The organism is Pseudomonas sp. GM84 (assembly GCF_000282535.1).
In the GTDB taxonomy this organism is placed as follows: domain Bacteria; phylum Pseudomonadota; class Gammaproteobacteria; order Pseudomonadales; family Pseudomonadaceae; genus Aquipseudomonas.
Genome location: NZ_AKJC01000164.1, coordinates 15,822 through 36,043, shown reverse-complemented (window position 1 = coordinate 36,043; position 20,222 = coordinate 15,822). Strand labels below are relative to the sequence as shown.

Below are 20,222 nucleotides of genomic sequence, written 5' to 3'. Positions count from 1 at the left end.
TGCCGGCGATGGGCTGCAAAGCAGCCCCCTTTGGCCATCAAAGTGCGCCAAATACCTTCTTGGCCAGGCTGGTAGCTGCCTGGGCCGGGTTCTGGCGAATGCTCTGCTCCTGCTTGCCAATCATCTCGAACAACCCGTCCAGGGCCTTCTCGGTCACGTAGTTCTCGATATTGGCGTCATCCTTGATCAGCCCCAGGCCCTTGGCCTGGCCTGCGAAGCTGTTGTACTGCTGGGCCAGGCCGACCTTGTCGGTGGCCTGCTTGACGATGGGCAGGAACTTGGCGCGGATCTGCTCGCGGCTGCTCTTGTTCAGGTACTGGGTAGCCGAATCGTCGCCGCCACTGAGAATACCCTTGGCGTCGGTGACGCTCATGTTCTTCACCGCATCGACCAGAATCGCCTGAGCTTGCGGCACTGCAGCTTCGGCGGCCTTGTTCATGCTGGCTTCCAGGGCTTCGACCTGGTCACCTTTGCCGAACATCTTCATGGCCTTGGCGGCCTTGCCGAGGTTGCCCGGCAGTTCGATGCGCACGTCCGGGTCGTTGCTGAAGCCACCTGGGGTGCTCAGTTGCTTGACGGCCAGTTGGGCGCCCTGGGTCAGGGCGTCCTTCAGGCCGCCGGTGGCGTCTTTCTGGCTCAGGTCGCCGAGCGACAGGGCCAGGGCGCTGGCCGACAACAGCAGGCCGGCGCATAGCGTGGTGAAGCGCAGGGAAGAGCGAATCATGAGGCGTTCCTTCTGAACGAAAACAAAAGCGCGTCAGCGCACCGGATCGACCTTGATCCGCACGGGCTGTGGGTCGCTGCCGTCGAGCGTGACGCCGTGGTGTTCGGTATTGATGAACAGCAACTTGCCGTCCAGTTCGATACGGGCGCTGACCGCATAGCGGTGGCCGGGCTTGATCTGGGCCGGGTCATAGCTGAGGTGGAAGGGTAATGGCACGTTGCCCTTGACCGGGCCGGCCTGGCTGGCCAGGGTCACGGCGGGGGCGTCCATCAGCGAAACGTCCTGCAGGCTCACATTCAAGGTAGCGGCAGGTGGCAGGGCGATGCGCTGCAAGTAGAAGACTTCACCGTCCAGGCTGGCGTGGTTCGAGGGTGTTTGGCTGGAACAGGCTGCGAGCAGGGATGCGCAACACAGCATAAAGAGTTTTTTCATGGAATCTCCGGTGTCCTTGGGGCTGGCTTTTGGCCAACCCCGAGGACTTTAGCGGATTTTGCCGGTGGGGTGGTCAACCCTTGTGCTTACCTCCCTGAATACCCTCGACGCTTTCCAGGGGCAGGTTGCCGCCGTGGATGCCATCAGTGACAGTCGTTTTTCTTGAAGTCATGAGTGAACTCCTTGAGCAGGCATCAATGGACGTGTTCAGCGTACCGTCAGTGGGATACCCCAGCTGCCGCCGTGAACTTCGTCGGTCATCGAGTCGATCTTGTCGACGGTTACCTGGAGCTTGCCCTTGACCTTGTCGAGTGCGACTTCATGGGTGCGGGTGTTGATGTACAGCAGCCGGCCATCCTGTTCGATACGCACCGACAGCGCGTAGGTGTGGCGAGGGTCGATCTGCTGGCTGTCGTAGTTCAGGCGCAGGTTGATCGGCATCGTACCGGCGCAGCGCAGGCGCAGCTGGGCATGGCAGATGGCCGGCGCATCGGCCAGTGACACATCGTCCAGGCTCACTTGCACGAGCCCGGAAGACGGCACGGTACCGTCGCTCGAGGCGACGATTTCGACGTCCAGGGATTGGATGGAAGTGTCACTCATTTGAGTACTCCGAATGGGATGGGAAGGGTCCAGCGAACCCATCCTCACCCCATCGGCCCGTCTTGCGGCAGTAGCAAGCCTTACCCTGTGAAGGCCTCTACGGTCTCGTCGCGATGCAGTGCAACCTGTCGGATCGACAACCGCAGCTCGGCCGACAGCACACGCTTGGCCACACCCTCGGCGAGCTCGCCGAGTTTTTCGTGGTGGCCGAGCTTGCCGTCACCGCCTGGGCGCAGCACGCCTTGCTCGATCAAGGTCTGGATGAAATGCCGGAACAGGGTCTTGTCGAAGAACTCCGGGGCGTTAAGGCCATGCAGGATCGACAGGCGCTGGGCCATCATCACGCAGAGGTCTTCCAGTTCTTCGGCGCTGAGGGTGTTCTGGCCGCTGTTGAGCAGCAGCGAAGTCGCCATGTAGAAGCGCTGCAAGGTCTGGGTGATGGTCCGGGCGAGCAGGGTCAGCAGGACGTACTGGCGCGAGCTCGGGACGGGGCGGATGTACATCTCGCCCTCCTGGCGCAGCAGGCCCTGTTCGACCAGCGCGGCCAGCCACTGGTCGATCACTTCGTCCAGCTGCGCAACCTCCCAGCGCAGGAACAGCTCGGCCTGCAGGTACGGGTACAGCGCGTGCACGTACTGGCCGAGCAGTTCGCGGCTCATCCGCGAGCTGCTGTGGAAGAAGCTCGCCAGCAATGCCGGCAGGGCAAAGATGTGCAGGACGTTGTTGCGGTAATAGGTCATCAGTACCGCGTTGGCTTCATCCAGGTACAGGATGCGGCCCAGGGCGTCTTTCTGCTCGGCCAGCAGGTCCATGCGCCTGACGTGTTCGATCAGCGCCTGGCCGTTACCCTCAGGCAAGGTGGTGTGCTCGGAGTACGGCACCTTGCGCAACAGCGCCAGGTACAGGTCGAGCACCCGTTTCAGGGCCTGTTCGTCCAGGGCCAGGCGGCTGGTGGACAGCAGTGCCAGCGCCACCAGGTTGACCGGGTTGATCGCCGCCGCCTCGTTCAGGCGCCGGGCAACGGTTTCGCCCAGGCGGGTGGTGGTCTCATTGAGCCAGGCCGGGCGGAACTGCGGGCCATGATCCTGCTCGCGCCAGCCGGGTTGCTGCTGGTCGAGGAAGCCGGCCAGGCGGATCGGCTCGCCGAAGTTGACGTAGACCTGGCCGAAGCGCTGTTTCAGTGCGCCGATCACCTTGAAGATGTCGAAAATCGACTCTTTCTTCTTGCTCGCGCCCCGCAGTTCACCCAGGTAGGTGCGGCCTTCGAGCACTCGCTCGTAGCCGATGTATACGGGAACGAAGACGATTGGCATGCGTGACGAGCGCAGGAAGCTGCGCAGGGTGATGGCCAGCATCCCGGTGCGTGGCTGCAGCATGCGCCCGGTGCGCGAGCGCCCGCCTTCGACGAAGTACTCCACCGGGAAGCCTTTGCTGAACAGGGTGTGCAGGTATTCGTTGAACACCGAGGTGTACAGCGGGTTGCCCTTGAACGTGCGGCGCATGAAGAAGGCGCCGCCACGGCGTAGCAGGCCGCCGATGCCGGGCATGTTGAGGTTGATGCCGGCGGCCACGTGCGGCGGCGTCAGGCCGTTGCGGAACAGCAGGTAGGACAGCAGCAGGTAATCGATGTGGCTGCGGTGGCACGGCACGTAGATCACTTCGTGGCCCGGTGCGATGCCCTGCACCTGCTCGATATGGTTGACCTTGATACCGTCGTAGATCTTGTTCCAGAACCAGCTCAGGACCACTTCGAGGAAGCGGATCGCGGTGTAGGTGTAGTCCGAGGCAATCTCGTTGCCATAGCGCAGTGCCTGGGCTTCGGCCTTGGCCTGGGGAATGTTCTCGCGCTGCGCCTCTTCGGCGATGGCCTGACGTACCTGCGGGGCATGTACCAGGCCCTTCACCAGGTTGCGCCGGTGGGAGATGTCCGGGCCGATCACCGCGGTCTTGAGGTTGCGGAAATGCACGCGCATCAGGCGCTGGGCCATGCGTACGGTGCGTTCATGGCCTTTGTTGTGCTGCACCAGTTCGCGCAGGTGGATGGGGGCGGAGAACTGCACGCGGGTCTTGCGCCCCAGGATCAGGATGGTCAGTAGCCGGCGCAGGCGCCCGGTGACCGCCCAGCTGTCGGCGAACAGCAGTTTCCACGGGCTGGATTCGCTGGCCGGGGTCTGCCCCCAGAACACGCTGACCGGGATGATTTGCGCGTCTTCCTCGGCGTGCTGGCTCACGGCGGCGACCAGACGCTCCAGGGTCGGCGGTGCGCCGCGTTTGTCATGGCGGCCCAGCCAGTCCGGGTCGGGGGTGAGGTAGAAGAACCCGGCGGGTTCGTGCAACGGACCCACGGCCACCGGCAGTACCGGGCGCGGCAGGCCGGCCTTGGTGCACTCATGATCCAGTACCGCCAGGTCGCTGAGCGAGGGCGAAGGCAGGGCATAGAACACCGACCGGCTGCGGTCGAGGTTGAGGCTCATCGACGATTGGTTGATGGTCTCGGAGCGCACCCACAGGTACAACAGGCGACGCAAGGCGCCGAAGATCAGGCGGCGCAGGGGGGAACGGGTCATGGGGTGTGTGCCCTGGGTGTGATGACAGGTGGTGATTTTTTGCGAGTGCAGCCAATTAGTCTGCCGTATCTGCGCAAGTTCAGCAAAATCCTGCAAGCGGCGCCGCAGTCATGAAATTTATTTGTTCCGTGTCATATACTCGGCCTGCCACTTGCAGGATATTTCATCAAGCGGCGTCGGCACGGGGTGAAGACCTTGTGCCTGCAAGGCGATCTTCACAATAAAAATTCGGAGTAGTTCAGATGTCGTCTCGTGAGACTGGGAATGTAAAGTGGTTCAACGATGCCAAGGGCTATGGCTTCATTCAGCGCGAAGGTGGTGCGGATGTGTTCGTCCACTATCGGGCGATCCGCGGTGAGGGGCATCGTACCCTGGTCGAAGGGCAGCGGGTGGAATACGCCTGCGTGCAGGGCCAGAAAGGCCTGCAAGCCGAGGACGTAGTAGGCCTCTGAGCTTGTAGGAGCTGGCTTGCCGGCGATCAGCGGCGGACACCGCGGTGCTTGCATCGCCGGCAAGCCGGCTCCCACAAAGAACGTTGTACATTCATGTACGCCAGGTGATTTCCTCTTCACCGTCGGCGCTGATGCGGACCCAGCGGTCGGCATCTTCTTCCCCGTCCTCCTCGACCCAGCCACCCGGTGCACAGCGCACTTCGACGCCCAGTGCGGCGAACGCGGCGCGGGCGCAGGCGATGTCATCGGCCCAGGGGGTCTGGTCGCTTTCCAGGTACAGGCTGTTCCATTTCCCTACAGCCTTCGGTAACCAAGTGACTGGAATGTTACCGGCTTGGCATTTGAAGGTCTGACCTTTCTGCTGCCATTCGCTGCACGGGCCGATTGCCTCGGCCAGCCACTTGGCAATTTGCTGGTGGTCGACGTCGGCGTCCTTCAGGTAGATCTCGATATCAGGTTGGCGCATAAGGGCTCCGGGTGTGCTCAGTCTTGGCGCACGAAATAGTCATAACGCATGGAAACCGTGACCTCGAACGGCTCGGGCTGGTCGATCACCCGCGCGCGCTTCTCGGCACTGGCTCGCCAGCCGTGAGGGGTCATTGCCAGCAGGTCGGCGCGGGCCTTGGGTTCGGCCAGGCTCAGGCGGAACTCGAGGATTTCGCCGTGGGCGTGGGCCATGCCCTCCGGCACCAGGGCCAGGTGCTTGTCGTCGGCGTAGGGGCGTACTTCATCGTAGAGCACTTCGCGCAGTTCCATCAGGTGCCCGCTGGTCGGGCCAACCCGCATCAGGCCACCACCGGGGCTGAGCAGGCGCTTGGCTTCGGCCCAGTCGAGCGGGCTGAACACACTGGCGATGAACTGGCAGCTGGCATCGGCCAGTGGCACGCGGGCCATGCTGGCGACCATCCAGGTCACGCCAGGGTCGCGGCGGCAGGCACGCTTGACCGCTTCGCGGGAGATGTCCAGGGCATAGCCGTCGGCCTGTGGCAGGGCCTGGGCCAGCTGTGCGGTGTAGTAGCCCTCGCCGCAGCCGATGTCGAGCCAGGCGCCGGGCTTGCGCTCGGCGGCCAGCGCTGCCAGGCGGCGGGCCACCGGGGCATAGTGGCCGGCGTCGAGGAAGTCGCGGCGCGCTTCGACCATGGCCTGGTTGTCGCCTGGGTCACGGCTGTTCTTGTGCTGCACCGGCAGCAGGTTCAGGTAACCCTGGCGGGCACGGTCGAAGCGGTGGCCAGCCGGGCACACCACACCGTTGTCGAGGCGCGTGAGGGCGGCCTGGCAGATAGGGCAGGCGAGCATCAGGCGAGCAACCGGACCAGGGTCTGGTAGTAGATCTCGGTCAGCAAGTCGAGGTCGCTAGCCAGGATGCGCTCATCGACCTGGTGGATGGTGGCGTTGACCGGGCCCAGCTCGACCACCTGGGTGCCCATGGTGGCGATGAAGCGGCCATCGGAGGTGCCGCCACTGGTGGACGGCTGGGTGTCGCGGCCGGTGACGCCCTTGATGCTGGCTGCCACCGCATCGAGCAGTTCGCCCGGCTCGGTGAGGAAGGGCAGGCCCGACAGCGCCCAGTCGATCGACCAGTCCAGCTCATGCTTGTCGAGGATCGCCGAAACCCGTGCTTGCAGGCCTTCGACGGTCGACTCGGTAGAGAAGCGGAAGTTGAACAGCGCAGTCAGCTCGCCCGGGACCACGTTGGTGGCACCGGTGCCGGAATTGAGGTTGGAGATCTGGAAGCTGGTCGGCGGGAAGAACGCATTGCCTTCGTCCCAGTGCTCGCCAGCCAGTTCCGCCAGGGCCGGCGCGGCCAGGTGGATCGGGTTGCGCGCCAGGTGCGGGTAGGCCACGTGGCCCTGCTTGCCACGCACGGTCAGCTTGGCGCCGAGCGAGCCACGGCGGCCGTTCTTGACCACATCACCGAGCAGCGTGGTGCTCGACGGCTCGCCGACGATGCACCAGTCCAGGCGCTCGTTACGCGCCTTCAGGCGCTCGACCACGGCCTTGGTGCCGTGGTGCGCCGGGCCTTCTTCGTCGCTGGTGATCAGGAAGGTGACCTTGCCGCGGTGGTCAGGGTAGTCGCGCACGAAGCGCTCGCTGGCCACCACCATCGACGCCAGGCTGCCTTTCATGTCGGCGGCGCCACGGCCGCAGAGCATGCCGTCGGCATCGATCAGCGCCTCGAACGGCTCGTGTTGCCACTGCTGCACCGGGCCCGTGGGGACCACGTCGGTGTGGCCGGCAAAGCACAGCACCGGTCCGTCCTGATTGCCGTGGCTGGCCCAGAAGTTGTCGACGTCTTCGATGCGCATCGGCTCGAGCTGGAAGCCCACGGCGGCCAGTCGATTCATCATCTGTGCCTGGCAGTCGGCGTCGACGGGGGTGACCGAGGGGCGACGGATCAGGTCGCAGGCCAGTTGAAGGGTGGGCGAGAGCTCGGCTGGGGCCGTCATGGGGGACTCCGGGGCAAGGCAAGGCGGGAAAACGAGGGGCGTTATCTTATATCAAACAAGGGGCGTCGGCACGGGCCAATGGGGCCGCTTTGCGGCCCAATCGCCGGCAAGCCGGCTCCCACAGGTGCTGCGCAGTTCTCAAGGTGGCGAGAATCCTGTGGGAGCTGGCTTGCCAGCGATCGGGCTGCAAAGCAGCCCACGACAATCTCATGCCTGCTGCGGTTCTGCGACCTTGTCCGCAGGCTTTGGCAGCGACGACAAGAACGCCATCACCAGCGCCGCCAAGTAAGGCAACGACTGCACCAGCAGCATCGCCACCCAGAAGCGCATGTCCGAACTCGGCAGCCCTTGCACCAGATAGATCCCAGCCGCCGCGCCCCACAAGAGCAACATGATGAACAGCTCTTCCCGCGCTTCGGAAATCGCCACCAGCAACCCGTGGCTATCGGCATTCTTCGGCGTGCGGAAGAACGGCATGCTGCTGGTGAAGAACCCGTACAGCACCGCTTTGGCGATCGTGTGCGACAGGGCCAGGCCGGCCAGCGCCGCCGCGAAGGCATCCTTCAGGTTCACCCCCACCGCACGGCGGTACAGGAAGATGATCTTGCCCACCTTGAAGAAGAACAGCGCCAAGGGCGGAATGGCAAAGATCATCAGCGGCGGGTCGACCCGATGGGGCACGATGATCATCGCCGCCGACCACAACAAGGCGCCGACGGTGAAGAAGATGTTCATGCCGTCGGCGATCCACGGCAGCCAGCCGGCCAGGAAGTGGTAACGCTGGCCGCGGGTCAGCTCGCTGCCTTTGCCACGCAGCAAGGCCGCGGCATGGTGCTTGATGATCTGGATGGCGCCATAGGCCCAGCGAAAGCGCTGCTTCTTGAAGTCGATGAAGGTATCGGGCATCAGGCCCTTGCCATAGCTGTTGTGGGCGTAGGCGGCCGACAGGCCTTTCTCGAACACGCGCAGGCCCAGCTCGGCATCCTCGCAGATGCACCATTCTGCCCAGCCCAGCTCTACGAGCACGCTGCGCCGGGTCATGGTCATGGTGCCGTGCTGGATGATCGCGTCACGGTCGTTGCGGGTGACCATGCCGATGTGGAAGAAACCCTTGTATTCGCTGTAGCACAGTTTCTTGAAGGCGCTTTCGTGCTGGTCGCGGTAGTCCTGCGGCGATTGCACCACGGCGATTTTCGGGTCGGCGAAGTGCGGCACCATGTGCTTGAGCCAGTTGCGGTCGACGCAGTAGTCCGAGTCGATCACGGCGATCACTTCGGCATCTTCGGCCGTGTGCGGGATCAGGTAGTTCAGCGCGCCGCCCTTGAAACCGGCCAGCGGCGCTACGTGGAAGAACTTGAAACGTTCGCCGAGCTTTTCGCAGTGAGCCTTGAGGGGCTCCCACACGGCCGGGTCCTTGGTGTTGTTGTCGATCACCAGTACTTCGTAATCCGGGTAATCCAGCGCGGCCAGGGCGTCCAGAGTCTGTTTGACCATCTCCGGCGGTTCGTTGTAGCACGGCACATGCACGGAGACTTTCGGCCGGTAGGCGGTGTCGCCCTGCACCGGCAGGAATTCTCGGCGGCGTTTGTGGATCCACACCGCCTCGGCCAGTTCATGGGCCTCGGTCATCAGCACGATGAACACGCCCAGCGCGCCCAGTGCCAGCAACACGCCGACGGTGAGGCTGAACCAGGTGCTGTACTGCTGGCTGTAGTCGTAGCCGATCCACACCAGTACCGAACCACAAAGGAAGGTGATGAAGGTGAGGAAGGTTCGCCCGCGCTGGCGCAGGGCCGAGCCGTCGATCAGCAGCACGGTCAGGGCGATCATCGCCAGTACCACCGAGGCGACCGCCAGCGCACGCCATTGCGGAATCGCCACCACGGGCCCTTCGAAGTTGAATTTCTGCTGGCGTTCGGCGTTGAACACGCCCCAGTAGGCCCCCACCGAGCCTTCGTCACTGGCTTTCCACGGCTGGTCGTAGGCTTCGATGACGAAGTAGTTGTAGCCACGGCGGTTGAGGGTGTTGACCAAGGTGCGCAGGTAGATGGCCTGGTCGGCCTGGGTGGCGTCGGCACCGCCGCGCATGCGGCCATTGCTCGGCCAGCCGACTTCCGAAAGCAGCAGGGGCTTGCGCGGGAACTGCTGCTTGAGCTCGCGGGCGCGGTCGAGGACGAACTCTACCGAGTCCTGCATCGGCACGAACTCCCAGTAGGGCAGGATGTGCGCGGCGATCAGGTCGACGTGCTTGGCCAGCTCCGGGTGTTCCTTCCAGATATGCCACTGTTCGCTGGTGGTGACCGGCACCTTGACCGCCGCACGCACTCGGTCCAGGTATTGGATGAGCGCTTCGGGGGTGATTTCCTCACGGAACAGGGCTTCGTTGCCCACGACCACGCGCACCACGCTGCGCGAGGTATTGGCCAGTTCGATGGCTTTGGCGATCTCGCGCTCGTTGCGCTCCAGGTCGGGACTGATCCAGATGCCCAGGGTCACCCGCAAGCCGAACTCCTCGGCCAGCCGCGGAATGTCGGCCTGGGAGCCTTCGACGGTATAGATGCGGATGCTGTCGGTCAGCTTGTTCATCTGCTCCAGGTCCTGGCGCATCTCGTCGTCGCTGGGGTACTGGCCCTTTTGCGGGCTTTCCCCGAGGCGGAATGGCGAGTACGAAAAGCCGGAGATCTGTTCTGGCCAGGCAGGCGCGGACACTGGGCGATTGACCAGCGCCCAGAACCCGGTGAACAGTGCGGCGATGGCCAGCACCACCACCAGGTTGAGGCCGAATTTGCGTGAAGACATTGTGATCCAGTTCTGTCCAGGTGATAGGACATTAAAGCAGTATTGGTAGGCTGTTTCCTAACGATGGAGCTGGTGGCGGTCGCTGGCCTATAATGCGCGCCGATTTTTGCGGTATGAGCTTCGGGATAGTCACATGAGCACAGAAGATCCACGCTTCGCCGGCGTCGCCCGGCTTTTCGGCGACGACGGCCTGCAGCGCCTGAGCCAGGCCCACGTGGCGGTCGTCGGTATCGGCGGGGTCGGCTCGTGGGCGGCCGAGGCCCTGGCGCGCAGTGGTGTGGGCGAAATCACCCTGTTCGACCTCGACGATGTCTGCGTCAGCAACACCAACCGCCAGGCCCATGCCCTGGAGGGCCAGGTCGGGCGGCCCAAGGTCGAGGTGATGGCCGAGCGCCTGCGGGCGATCAACCCGACGTGCACGGTGCATGCAGTGGCCGATTTCGTCACCCGTGACACCATGGCCGAGTACATCACCGAGAATCTCGATGCCGTCATCGATTGCATCGACAGCGTGATGGCCAAGGCGGCGCTGATCGCCTGGTGCCGGCGTCGCAAGATCGCCATCGTGACCACCGGCGGGGCGGGGGGGCAGATCGACCCGACGCAGATCCAGATCGGCGACCTCAACAAGACCTTCAACGACCCACTGGCTTCACGGGTGCGTTCGACCTTGCGCCGCGACTACAACTTCTCGCGCAATGTCAGCCGCAACTACGGTGTGCCGTGTGTGTTTTCCAGTGAGCAGCTGCGTTATCCCAAGGGGGATGGCAGTGTTTGCCTGCAGAAGAGCTTCGTCGGCGAGGGCGTGCGCCTGGACTGCTCGGGGGGCTTTGGCGCGGTGATGATGGTGACCGCGACCTTTGGCATGGTGGCGGCGAGCAAGGCGGTGGAGAAACTGGTGGGCGGTGCCAGGCGGCCGTCGGAGCGGGTCAAGGCTCCATAACCGTATCCCTCCTCGAAAAGCTTGCGCGATCCCCTGTGGGAGCCGGCTTGCCGGCGATGGGGTGGGGGCAGACAGCAGCCAGTAGCCCGTTTAGGCCCTATCGCCGGCAAGCCGGCTCCCACAGGTACCCCCGCAGTTATCGAAATCTGTGGGGTGCATCACTGCTGATGTCGGGTCAATTCGGCCATGCGCTGCAACACCGCATGCAGCCCATTGCTGCGCGATGGCGACAGTTGCCGCTCCAGCCCTAGCTGGGCAAACCACGCATTGAGGTCAACACCTGCCAGCTCTGCGCTGGCGAGCCCTTGCACCCGCACCAGCAGCAACGCCAACAACCCGCGCAACAATCGCGCATCACTGCCGGCCTTGAACCGCCATTGGCCATCGTGCTGCTCAGCCACCAACCACACCAGGCTTTCACAGCCATGCACGCGGTTGTCTTCGGACTTGTCCGCCTCGCCAAGCGGTTCCAGGGTGTCGCCCATCTGCATCAGCAGCCGCGCACGCTGCTCCCAGCCACGGGCCTGCTCGAAACGCGCCAATGCCTCCTGGGCTTCTAACGGCAAACTCATCGCAACAGCTCCAGGCCCTGATCGAGTGCGTCGAAGAACCGCTGCAGGTCATCACTGTCGTTGTACAACGCCAGCGACACGCGAATCGCGCCTTCCAGGCCCAGGCCCTTGAGCAGCGGCATTGCACAGTGATGACCGGCGCGCACGGCAACGCCTTGCTCGGTCAACAGGTGCGCGATGTCGGCGTTGTGCACGCCTTCGATGACGAAGCTGGCCAAGGCGGTTTGCGGTGTGCCTAGGACACGCACACCTTCGCGGTCGGCAAGCCCGCGTAGCAGCGCCTGATGCAGATGCGCTTCATGGGCCTCGACGGCATGGCCGTCGAGGCTGGCCAGGTAATCCAGGGTCGCGCCCAGGCCGATCACCCCGGCAATCGGCGGGGTGCCTGCCTCGAAGCCCAGCGGTGCGGGGCGGAAACTGGCGTCCTGGTAGTCGGCCAGTTGCACCATTTCACCGCCGAACTGCCAATGGCGCAGCAGTTCCAGCGCCTGGCTGCGCCCGTACAGCACGCCGACGCCTTCGGGCCCGTACAGCTTGTGGCTGGAGAACACGTAGAAATCGCACCCCAGTTGTTGCACGTCATGGCGGCCATGGACCACGCCCTGGGCGCCATCGACCACGGTCAGCGCACCCTGGGCGTGGGCATGGGCCAACAACGCGGGAAGCGGCTGCCAGGTGCCGAGCACGTTGGACAGCTGGCTGAGCGCAAGCAGCCGGGTGCGTGGGCCGATCAGCTGCAGCGCTTGCTCCAGGTCGATACGGCCATGGACATCCAGCGGCAGCACGACCAAACGCAGGTTGCGGCGGCGAGCCAGTTGCTGCCAGGGCAGCAGGTTGGCGTGGTGCTCCAGGGCGCTGATGGCGATCTCGTCGCCCGCCTCGAAGCGGTGCTCCAGGCCATAGGCCAACAGATTCAGGGCCGAGGTGGCGCCGTGGGTGAAGATGATCTGCCGCGATTGCGCTGCATTGAGCCAGGCGGCAACCTTGTCCCGGGTTCCCTCGAACGCCTGGGTCGCCAAGGCACCGGGCAGGTGCTGGGCGCGGTGCACGTTGGCCGCGCCATGGCCGTAGTAATGGCTCAGGGCATCGAGCAAGGCTTGGGGCTTCTGGGTGGTGGCGGCGCTGTCCAGGTAGGTCTGGTGCTGCCGTTGCAGGGCGGCGATGGCGGGGAAGTCGGCACGCCAGGGGGAGGGCTGGAACATGATCACGGGGCCTGGAATGAAAATCGGGTCTGGCGTGTGTGCGCCAGACCCGATCTTAACACTTCGAACCCGCAGGGAGTTCTCAGTTGTGGGCGTGCAGCGCCTCGTTCAGCTCGATGGCCGACTTGTGCGTCTTGCACTCGACGGCACCGTTCAGCGAGTTGCGGCGGAACAGCAGGTCGGTCTGGCCTGCCAGGTCACGGGCCTTGACCACCTTGACCAGCTCGTTGTTTTCGTCCAGCAGGTTCACCTTGGTACCGGCGGTGATGTACAGGCCGGCTTCGACGGTGTTGCGATCACCCAGCGGAATGCCGATACCGGCGTTGGCGCCGATCAGGCAGCCTTCGCCGACCTTGATGACGATGTTGCCGCCACCGGACAGGGTGCCCATGGTCGAGCAACCGCCGCCCAGGTCAGAACCTTTGCCCACGAACACGCCAGCCGAGACACGGCCTTCGATCATGCCCGGGCCTTCGGTGCCAGCGTTAAAGTTGACGAAGCCTTCGTGCATGATGGTGGTGCCTTCGCCGATGTAGGCGCCCAGGCGCACACGGGCGGCATCGGCGATACGCACGCCGGCCGGGACCACGTAGTCGGTCATCTTCGGGAACTTGTCCACCGAGAACACTTCCAGCAGCTCGCCTTTCAGGCGGGCTTCCAGTTGCAGCTCGGCCAGTTCGCTCAGGTCGACGGCGCCCTGGTTGGTCCAGGCCACGTTCGGCAGCAGCGGGAAGATACCAGCCAGGCTCAGGCCATGCGGCTTGACCAGACGGTGCGACAGCAGGTGCAGCTTGAGGTAGGCCTCCGGGGTGGAGGTCAGGGCTGCGTCTTCGGCCAGCACGGTGGCGACCAGCGGCTTGTGGCTCTCGGCCAGTCGGGTCAGCAGCGCTGCCTGGGCGGCATCGATACCTTTGACGGCTTCGGCCAGCTGAGCGGCCTGGGCATTGCTGAAGGTGATGGCCTGGTTGCCAGCTTCGTAACCCAGGATCGGGGCTACGGCGGCAACCAGCTCGGCGCTCGGGTTGAGCAGCGGCTGTGCGTAGAAGACTTCCAGCCAGGTGCCCTGGCGGTTCTGGGAGCCGACGCCGAAGGCCAGGCTGAACAGGGTATTGGACATGTGATTACCTCGTGCGAAATAGGGTAGGGGCTCAGGCCAGGGCAGCGGCATACAGGTCGGGCTTGAAGCCGACCAGGGTACGCGCGCCAAGGTCGAGCACCGGGCGCTTGATCATCGACGGCTGGGCCAGCATCAGTTCGACGGCCTTGGCCTGGTCGAGGTCGGCCTTGCTGGCGTCGTCGAGCTTGCGGAAGGTGGTGCCGGCACGGTTGAGGATGACTTCCCAGCCGTGTTCGTCGCACCAGCGGTTCAGGCTGTCACGGTCGATGCCTTGAGTCTTGTAGTCGTGGAATTCGTAGGCGATGGCCTGGTCTTCGAGCCAGGTACGCGCCTTTTTCATGGTGTCGCAGGCTTTGATACCGTAGAGCGTATGGGTCATTGTGTGCATTGGGGTCAAAGGTTTCCCCAATTTCTCCATTTTCGAATGTCAGTCGCGGGATTATGCGGGAACGAACCTCGCGGCGCCACGGGTGTGCAACCACGTACACGTATCATCGTGTTACATATTTGCGCATCACCTGCGACTATCGTGCAGCGGTCGCATTTCCCATCACACCGCTAACATATTGTTTCAATGGCGATGTTTCGCCCCGCTGCAGTTATTGGTTCACAAAGGAAGCTTTCACGGATGCAGTCCGCCTATACCGTCCTCATCCTGCTGACGCTGGTAAGCGTGTCAAAACTGGTCGGACGGGTCATCCCGCTGCCCCTGCCGCTGGTACAGATCGCCGCTGGTGCCTTGCTGGCGTGGCCGACCCTGGGCTTGCACGTCGCCCTGGACCCGGAGCTGTTCCTCTTCCTGTTCCTGCCGCCGCTTCTGTTCGCCGACGGTTGGCGCATGCCCAAGCGCGAACTGTGGCGCATCCGCGGCCCGGTGGTGGCGTTGGCCGTGGGGCTGGTGCTGTTCACTGTGGTGGGGGCGGGTTACTTCATTCATTGGCTGCTGCCGACGATCCCGCTGCCGGTGGCCTTCGCGCTCGCGGCGGTGCTCTCGCCAACCGACGCCGTGGCGGTTTCAGCCATTACCCAGGACCGTTTGCCTACACCGTTGATGCACATGCTGCAGGGCGAAGCGCTGATGAACGACGCCTCGGGCCTGGTGACCTTCAAGTTCGCCCTGGCTGCTGCCATTACCGGGGTGTTCTCGCTGGCAGACGCCAGTTTCAGTTTCGTCCTGGTTGCCTTGGGTGGCCTGGCGGTGGGCGTGGCCCTGAGTTGGTTGATCGGCCGCCTGCGGGCCTGGATGATCGCCCGCGGCTGGGATGACCCGGCAACCCACGTGGTGTTCATGTTGCTGCTGCCCTTTGCCGCCTATGTGCTGGCCGAGCGGCTGGGCGTTTCCGGCATCCTCTCGGCGGTAGCGGCCGGCATGATGCAAAGCTGGCTCGACCTGCTGCCGCGCCAGACCAGTACTCGCCTGCTCAACCGCAGCGTCTGGTCGCTGCTGGAGTTCGCCTTCAACGGCCTGATCTTCCTGCTGCTGGGGCTGCAGCTGCCGGACATCATCAAGGCAGTGGTCAGCCATGAAGCCACCCTCTGGCCGACCTTGGCCTACCGTTGCCTGGATGTGCTGGCGATCTTCGCTGCGTTGATCCTGTTGCGCTTTATCTGGGTGCAGAGCATCTGGCGAGCGATCGGCGTGGTCCGGCGCTGGCGGGGCAAGCCGGCCCTGTTGCTGATGCCCACGGCCCGCTCCTGCTGGTTGCTGACCTTGGGTGGCGTACGTGGGGCGGTGACCCTGGCGGGTGTGATGTCGGTGCCGTTGCTGATCGGCGCAGGCCAGGCATTCCCCGAACGTGACTTGCTGATCTTCATTGCCGCCGGCGTCATTCTGCTGTCGTTGATCAGTGCCTGCATCGCCTTGCCATTCCTGCTTCGCGGGGTGACCAGAAGCCCCGATGAGCGGCTGCACCAGGAGGTGCTGGACGCTTGGCGGCGCACGGTCGAGGCCGCGATTCATGCCCTGGAGGCGGAGGAGGTGATTGACGCCAGCGCACCCCAGGATGCGGCGCAGGCGACCATGGCCACCGAGCTCAAGGCGCGGCTGATGGCGGAGTATCGCGATGAGCTGAACAGCTATAACGACACCGCCGAGGCAAGGGCCCTGGCCGATCAGATGGACTTGCTGGAGCGGCGTTTGCGCTTGCGTGCGCTGCGGGCGCAGCGGTTGGAATTGTACAACCTGCATCGCCAGCATCTGGTGGGCGATGAGGTGGTGCGGCAGGTGTTGGGGGAGCTGGATATGAGCGAGGCGAACCTGGGGGCGGTCAAGTAGATCGGCGGTGCTGCAATCGCCGGCAAGCCGGCTCCCACAGGTACACCACTCGCCTTGAAGTGAGTGGTAACCCTGTGGGAGCGGGCTTGTCCCGCGAATGGGCCGCAGAGCGGCCCCGGCTCAATCAGCGATTCTGCACAAACGCACGGATCCGCTCTGCCGCCTCGATGCACTCGGCCAGCGGCGCAACCAATGCCATGCGCACCCGTCCAGCCCCCGGATTCACGCCATCGACTTCACGCGACAGGTACGACCCTGGCACCACGGTCACATGCTGTGCCTCGAACAGGTCTCGAGTGAACTCGGCATCGCCGCCCGGCACCTTGGCCCACAGGTAGAAGCTGCCATCCGGCCGCTGCACGTCCAGCACCGGCTGCAGGATGTCCAGCACGGCGTCGTACTTGGCGCGGTACTGGTCGCGGTTATCGCGCACGTGGGCCTCGTCCTGCCAGGCGGCGATGCTGGCCAGCTGGGTTTGCACCGGCATCGCGCAACCGTGGTAGGTGCGGTAAAGCAGGAACGGCTTGATGATCTCGGCGTCACCGGCAACGAAGCCCGAACGCAGGCCTGGCAGGTTGGAACGCTTGGACAGGCTGTGGAACACCACGCAACGCTTGAAGTCGCTACGGCCCAGCGCCGCACAAGCGCTGAGCAGGCCTGGCGGTGGCGCATCTTCGTCGAAATACAGCTCGCTGTAGCACTCATCGGCGGCAATCACGAAGTCATGCTGGTCGGCCAGGGCGATCAACTTCTTCAGGGTATCCATCGGCACCAGCGCGCCGGTGGGGTTACCCGGCGAGCAGAGGAACAGGATCTGGCAACGCTGCCAGACTTCGGCCGGCACGGCATCGAAGTCGGGGTTGAAGCCGTTGCTTTCCAGGCACGGCAGGTAATGCGGCGTGGCGCCGGCGAGCAGGGCCGCGCCTTCATAGATCTGGTAGAACGGGTTGGGGCTGACCACCAGGCCATCATCGGCCCGGTTGACCACGGCCTGGGTGAAGGCGAACAGTGCTTCACGGGTGCCGTTGACCGGCAGGATGTGGCGGTCGGCATCCAGCCAGCCGGCCGGCACGCCGAAACGACGTTCGCACCACTGGCCGATGGCTTGGCGCAAGGCGGGCAGGCCGAGGGTGCTGGGGTAGACCGCCAGCTTGTCGAGGTTGTCGGCCATGGCCTTGGCGACGAAGGCCGGCGATTCGTGCTTCGGCTCACCGATCGACAGGGCGATGGCGCGTTTGTCCGCAGCAGGTTTCACGCTGCCCAGCAGGGCGCGGAGTTTCTCGAACGGGTAGGGCTGAAGCTGGGTCAAGGCGTGGTTCATCGGCGCAAGGTCTCGTCAATCGTCTAATCGTTAAAAGGTCATGCGGGTCGGGCTGGATTCACTGGCCTGGCCGGCCTGCAGCTGCTGCACGATGGCCTCCTGCAGGCGGCTGCACAGCTGCGGGTCGGACAACGGCTGGTTGTCGGCATCGGTGATGAAGAACACGTCTTCGACGCGTTCGCCGAGGGTGGCGATCTTGGCGTTCTGCAGCGACAGGTCGAATTCCAGGAAGATGCGCCCGAGCCGGGCCAGCAGCCCTGGGCGGTCTGGCGCGGTGATTTCGAGGATGGTCACCTGTCGCTGGGCATCGTTGAGGATGGTCACCTGCGGCGGGAAGTTGAAGTGCTTGAGCTGGCGCGGCACCCGACGCTGGATGATCGTCGGATAGTCCTCGGGGTTGCGCAGCGCTTCGGTCAACCCGTCGCGGATCTGCTTGACCCGTTGCGGGTTGTCGCCAATCGAGCCGCCATCGTTGTCCAGCACGATATAGGTGTCGAGGGTGAACTGGCTGCTCGAGGTGATGATCCGTGCATCATGGATGTTCAGGTTCAGCTGCGACATGGCCGCCACGGTCACGGCGAAGAAATCGTGCTGGTCGGGGGCGTAGATGAAAATCTGCGTACCGCCCTCGAACTCGCGCTGGGTGGTTTCCTTGATCAATACCAGCGGGCCGCCGTCGGCCGGCTGCTGGAGGATGGCGTCACTGTGCCAGGCCACATCGGCGGCGGTGTGGCGCAGGAAATAGTCATCGCCCAGTTGCGACCACAGTTGCTCCACATCGTCCGGGTCAGTGCCTTCGCGTACCAGGATGTCCAGTGCGGCGCTTTGCGTCTGGCGGATCTGCTCCTCGCGGTCCAGCGGATTTTCCAGGCCGCGGCGCAGGGCGCGCTTGGTCTCGGTGTACAACTGACGCAGCAGGCTGGCACGCCAGGAGTTCCACAGGCTGGGGTTGGTGGCATTGATGTCGGCCACGGTCAGCACATAGAGGTAGTCCAGGCGCGTTTCATCGCCTACGTGCAGGGCGAAGTCGTTGATGACCTGCGGGTCGGAAAGGTCCTTGCGTTGGGCGGTGGTGGACATCACCAGGTGGTTCAGCACCAGCCAGACGATCAGACGGCTGTCCCAGGCGGGCAGTTGGTGGCTTTCACAGAACTTCTGCGCGTCCACCGCGCCGATTTCCGAATGGTCGCCTTGGCGACCCTTGCCGATGTCGTGATAAAGGCCGGCCAGGTAGATCAGCTCGGGCTTGGGCAGGCGGCCCATGAGCTTGCTGGCGAGCGGGAATTTCTCGGACACCGGGGTGTACTGCAGTTTGCGCAGGTGCTTGATGAGGTTCAGGGTGTGCGCATCGACCGTATAGATGTGAAACAGGTCGTGCTGCATCTGCCCGACGATCAGGCCGAATTCGGGCAGGTAGCGCCCGAGAATGCCGTAGCGGTTCATCCGCCGCAGGTTGCGGTGGATGCCGATCTCGCATTTGAACAGCTCGATGAACAGGCTGGTGTTGCGAATGTCGTGGCGGAAGGTGTCATCGATCAAGTGCCGATGCTCACGCAGCAGGCGCACGGTGTCGGCGCGCACGCCCTTGATCTCCGGGTGCTGAGCCATCAGCACGAAGATCTCCAGCATGGCGAACGGGGTGCGCTTGAACACGTTCGGCTTGACCGCTTCTATATAGCCGTCGTGCAGGCGGAAGCGGGCATTCAGCGGTTGGGTGGTGCCGCTGTCGTCATCGGCGAGAATGACCTCCTCGAAGTGCTGGATGATCAGGTCGCACAGCTGGCTGATGCTCATCACCACCCGGTAGTACTGCTGCATGAACTGTTCGATGGCGCGCTTGGGGTTTTCGTCGCTGTAGCCGAGCAGGGCGGCGATGCTGCGCTGGTGGTCGAACAGCAATCGGTCTTCGGCGCGCCCGGCAAGCATGTGCAGGGCGTAGCGGACCTTCCACAGGAAGTCCTGGGAGGACGCCAGCAACTCGTTCTCGCTTTCCAGCAGGAACCCTTCGCCGGCCAGCGCGTGCAGGTTGAGGGTGCCGTACTGGCGGCGGGCCACCCACAGCACCGTCTGGATATCGCGCAGGCCACCTGGCGAGCCTTTGACGTTGGGTTCGAGGTTGTACTCGGTGTCGTTGTACTTGTGGTGGCGGGCCTTGAGCTCGGCGCGCTTGGCCAGGTAGAAGTCCTTGCTCGGCCACATGTGCGCCGTGCTGGTGACCTCCAGCATGCGCTGGCGCAGGGCTTCGGGGCCGGCGATGGTGCGGCTTTCCATCATGTTGGTGATGACGGTCAGGTCGGCACGGGCCTGTTCGGCGCATTCGTCGACGGTACGCACGCTCTGGCCGACTTCAAGGCCGATGTCCCAGAGCAGGGTGAGGAAGCGTTCGATGGCATCGCGGTACTGCTCGTGCTCGGCGGCATCCAGCAGGATCAGCAGGTCGATGTCCGAGTGCGGGTGCAGTTCGCCGCGCCCGTAGCCACCGACGGCGATCAGGGCGATCCCGCTAGGGTCGCCCCAGTCGAACTGCTTCCAGGCCTGCTGCAGGATGTTGTCGACGAGCCAGGCGCGGTCCTCGATCAAGCGGCGGATTTCACGGCCTTCGCGAAAACGCTTGTCGAGCACCTCGCCGGCCTGGCGGATGGCTTTCTTGAAGGCGGCGATGGGGCTCGCCTTGAGGGCCAGTTCCGCCTGGAACTGGCCGCGGTCGAACAGCTCGGGATCCACCTGGGGCATCGCGTCGCGTTCCTGTCGTAGGGGTAGCCTTTGGT

At 64.1% G+C, this 20,222-nt stretch carries 17 protein-coding genes; 3 read left to right on the top strand and 14 right to left on the bottom strand.

All coding sequences use genetic code 11. The annotated features are described in order from the left end of the window. Positions 1-37: 37 nt before the first annotated feature. The 4 genes from PMI38_RS13790 to plsB all read right to left on the bottom strand — a co-directional run bounded on the left by PMI38_RS13790 (position 38) and on the right by plsB (position 4,326). Entirely contained in the window at positions 38-724 is a 687-nt protein-coding gene (locus PMI38_RS13790) for a DUF4197 domain-containing protein (protein ID WP_008094956.1), read from the bottom strand. Positions 725-757: 33 nt separating this feature from the next. Beyond that, a complete protein-coding gene (locus tag PMI38_RS13785; RefSeq protein WP_008094955.1) occupies positions 758-1,156 on the bottom strand; it encodes a YbaY family lipoprotein in 399 nt (132 codons plus the stop codon). A 207-nt stretch (positions 1,157-1,363) separates the two neighbouring features. Continuing rightward, positions 1,364-1,759: a YbaY family lipoprotein gene (locus PMI38_RS13780; RefSeq protein ID WP_008094953.1), complete on the bottom strand. Its 396-nt coding sequence runs from the start codon at positions 1,757-1,759 to the stop codon at positions 1,364-1,366. Between the two features lie 80 nt (positions 1,760-1,839). Further along, entirely contained in the window at positions 1,840-4,326 is a 2,487-nt protein-coding gene (gene plsB, locus PMI38_RS13775) for a glycerol-3-phosphate 1-O-acyltransferase PlsB (protein ID WP_008094952.1), read from the bottom strand. Between the two features lie 242 nt (positions 4,327-4,568). Here plsB and PMI38_RS13770 point away from each other — a divergent pair, with 242 nt between their 5' ends. After that, the gene (locus PMI38_RS13770; RefSeq protein WP_003252255.1) at positions 4,569-4,778 is read left to right on the top strand and encodes a cold-shock protein; all 210 of its coding nucleotides are present in this window, start codon (positions 4,569-4,571) and stop codon (positions 4,776-4,778) included. Between the two features lie 91 nt (positions 4,779-4,869). On the opposite strand, the gene PMI38_RS13765 is transcribed toward PMI38_RS13770, so the two are convergent. The 4 genes from PMI38_RS13765 to PMI38_RS13750 form a co-directional block, all read right to left on the bottom strand. Beyond that, entirely contained in the window at positions 4,870-5,244 is a 375-nt protein-coding gene (locus PMI38_RS13765) for a hypothetical protein (protein ID WP_008094943.1), read from the bottom strand. A gap of 17 nt (positions 5,245-5,261) precedes the next feature. Then, complete coding sequence (locus PMI38_RS13760; protein WP_008094941.1) at positions 5,262-6,074, bottom strand: putative RNA methyltransferase; 813 nt, start codon at positions 6,072-6,074, stop codon at positions 5,262-5,264. Then, entirely contained in the window at positions 6,074-7,225 is a 1,152-nt protein-coding gene (gene dapE, locus PMI38_RS13755) for a succinyl-diaminopimelate desuccinylase (protein ID WP_008094939.1), read from the bottom strand. Before dapE ends, PMI38_RS13760 begins: the two co-directional genes overlap by 1 nt. Before the next feature lie 207 nt (positions 7,226-7,432). Beyond that, the gene (locus PMI38_RS13750) at positions 7,433-10,024 is read right to left on the bottom strand and encodes a glycosyltransferase (protein WP_008094937.1); all 2,592 of its coding nucleotides are present in this window, start codon (positions 10,022-10,024) and stop codon (positions 7,433-7,435) included. 133 nt (positions 10,025-10,157) lie between these two features. On the opposite strand from PMI38_RS13750, the gene tcdA reads away from it, so the two are divergent. Further along, positions 10,158-10,967 carry a tRNA cyclic N6-threonylcarbamoyladenosine(37) synthase TcdA gene (gene tcdA, locus PMI38_RS13745; RefSeq protein ID WP_008094936.1) on the top strand — a complete coding sequence of 270 codons (810 nt, stop codon included), beginning with the start codon at positions 10,158-10,160 and terminating at the stop codon, positions 10,965-10,967. 158 nt (positions 10,968-11,125) lie between these two features. On the opposite strand, the gene PMI38_RS13740 is transcribed toward tcdA, so the two are convergent. From PMI38_RS13740 to PMI38_RS13725, 4 genes are all read right to left on the bottom strand, one after another. Continuing rightward, positions 11,126-11,539, bottom strand: a complete 414-nt coding sequence (locus PMI38_RS13740; RefSeq protein WP_008094934.1) for a SufE family protein — start codon at positions 11,537-11,539, stop codon at positions 11,126-11,128. Continuing rightward, complete coding sequence (locus PMI38_RS13735) at positions 11,536-12,741, bottom strand: cysteine desulfurase (RefSeq protein ID WP_008094932.1); 1,206 nt, start codon at positions 12,739-12,741, stop codon at positions 11,536-11,538. The genes PMI38_RS13740 and PMI38_RS13735 overlap by 4 nt, the downstream gene beginning before the upstream one ends. A gap of 82 nt (positions 12,742-12,823) precedes the next feature. Continuing rightward, entirely contained in the window at positions 12,824-13,858 is a 1,035-nt protein-coding gene (gene dapD / locus PMI38_RS13730) for a 2,3,4,5-tetrahydropyridine-2,6-dicarboxylate N-succinyltransferase (protein WP_008094929.1), read from the bottom strand. A gap of 31 nt (positions 13,859-13,889) precedes the next feature. After that, positions 13,890-14,237, bottom strand: coding sequence for an ArsC family reductase (locus PMI38_RS13725; RefSeq protein ID WP_008094927.1), 348 nt, complete (start codon positions 14,235-14,237; stop codon positions 13,890-13,892). A gap of 249 nt (positions 14,238-14,486) precedes the next feature. On the opposite strand from PMI38_RS13725, the gene PMI38_RS13720 reads away from it, so the two are divergent. Continuing rightward, a complete protein-coding gene (locus PMI38_RS13720) occupies positions 14,487-16,133 on the top strand; it encodes a Na+/H+ antiporter (RefSeq protein WP_008094925.1) in 1,647 nt (548 codons plus the stop codon). Positions 16,134-16,257: 124 nt separating this feature from the next. Here the strand turns inward: PMI38_RS13720 and dapC are convergent, their stop codons facing one another. Then, complete coding sequence (gene dapC, locus PMI38_RS13715) at positions 16,258-17,454, bottom strand: succinyldiaminopimelate transaminase (protein WP_008094923.1); 1,197 nt, start codon at positions 17,452-17,454, stop codon at positions 16,258-16,260. Positions 17,455-17,484: 30 nt separating this feature from the next. Further along, complete coding sequence (locus PMI38_RS13710; RefSeq protein WP_008094918.1) at positions 17,485-20,187, bottom strand: [protein-PII] uridylyltransferase; 2,703 nt, start codon at positions 20,185-20,187, stop codon at positions 17,485-17,487. Positions 20,188-20,222 lie beyond the last annotated feature (35 nt).

Excerpts from the sequence above, each read along its gene's own strand:
- PMI38_RS13790 (WP_008094956.1), bottom strand. The coding sequence starts at position 724 with ATGATTCGCTCTTCCCTGCGCTTCACCACGCTATGCGCCGGCCTGCTG.
- PMI38_RS13785 (WP_008094955.1), bottom strand. The coding sequence starts at position 1,156 with ATGAAAAAACTCTTTATGCTGTGTTGCGCATCCCTGCTCGCAGCCTGT.
- PMI38_RS13780 (WP_008094953.1), bottom strand. The coding sequence starts at position 1,759 with ATGAGTGACACTTCCATCCAATCCCTGGACGTCGAAATCGTCGCCTCG.
- plsB (WP_008094952.1), bottom strand. The coding sequence starts at position 4,326 with ATGACCCGTTCCCCCCTGCGCCGCCTGATCTTCGGCGCCTTGCGTCGC.
- PMI38_RS13770 (WP_003252255.1), top strand. The coding sequence starts at position 4,569 with ATGTCGTCTCGTGAGACTGGGAATGTAAAGTGGTTCAACGATGCCAAG.
- PMI38_RS13765 (WP_008094943.1), bottom strand. The coding sequence starts at position 5,244 with ATGCGCCAACCTGATATCGAGATCTACCTGAAGGACGCCGACGTCGAC.
- PMI38_RS13760 (WP_008094941.1), bottom strand. The coding sequence starts at position 6,074 with ATGCTCGCCTGCCCTATCTGCCAGGCCGCCCTCACGCGCCTCGACAAC.
- dapE (WP_008094939.1), bottom strand. The coding sequence starts at position 7,225 with ATGACGGCCCCAGCCGAGCTCTCGCCCACCCTTCAACTGGCCTGCGAC.
- PMI38_RS13750 (WP_008094937.1), bottom strand. The coding sequence starts at position 10,024 with ATGTCTTCACGCAAATTCGGCCTCAACCTGGTGGTGGTGCTGGCCATC.
- tcdA (WP_008094936.1), top strand. The coding sequence starts at position 10,158 with ATGAGCACAGAAGATCCACGCTTCGCCGGCGTCGCCCGGCTTTTCGGC.
- PMI38_RS13740 (WP_008094934.1), bottom strand. The coding sequence starts at position 11,539 with ATGAGTTTGCCGTTAGAAGCCCAGGAGGCATTGGCGCGTTTCGAGCAG.
- PMI38_RS13735 (WP_008094932.1), bottom strand. The coding sequence starts at position 12,741 with ATGTTCCAGCCCTCCCCCTGGCGTGCCGACTTCCCCGCCATCGCCGCC.
- dapD (WP_008094929.1), bottom strand. The coding sequence starts at position 13,858 with ATGTCCAATACCCTGTTCAGCCTGGCCTTCGGCGTCGGCTCCCAGAAC.
- PMI38_RS13725 (WP_008094927.1), bottom strand. The coding sequence starts at position 14,237 with ATGACCCATACGCTCTACGGTATCAAAGCCTGCGACACCATGAAAAAG.
- PMI38_RS13720 (WP_008094925.1), top strand. The coding sequence starts at position 14,487 with ATGCAGTCCGCCTATACCGTCCTCATCCTGCTGACGCTGGTAAGCGTG.
- dapC (WP_008094923.1), bottom strand. The coding sequence starts at position 17,454 with ATGAACCACGCCTTGACCCAGCTTCAGCCCTACCCGTTCGAGAAACTC.
- PMI38_RS13710 (WP_008094918.1), bottom strand. The coding sequence starts at position 20,187 with ATGCCCCAGGTGGATCCCGAGCTGTTCGACCGCGGCCAGTTCCAGGCG.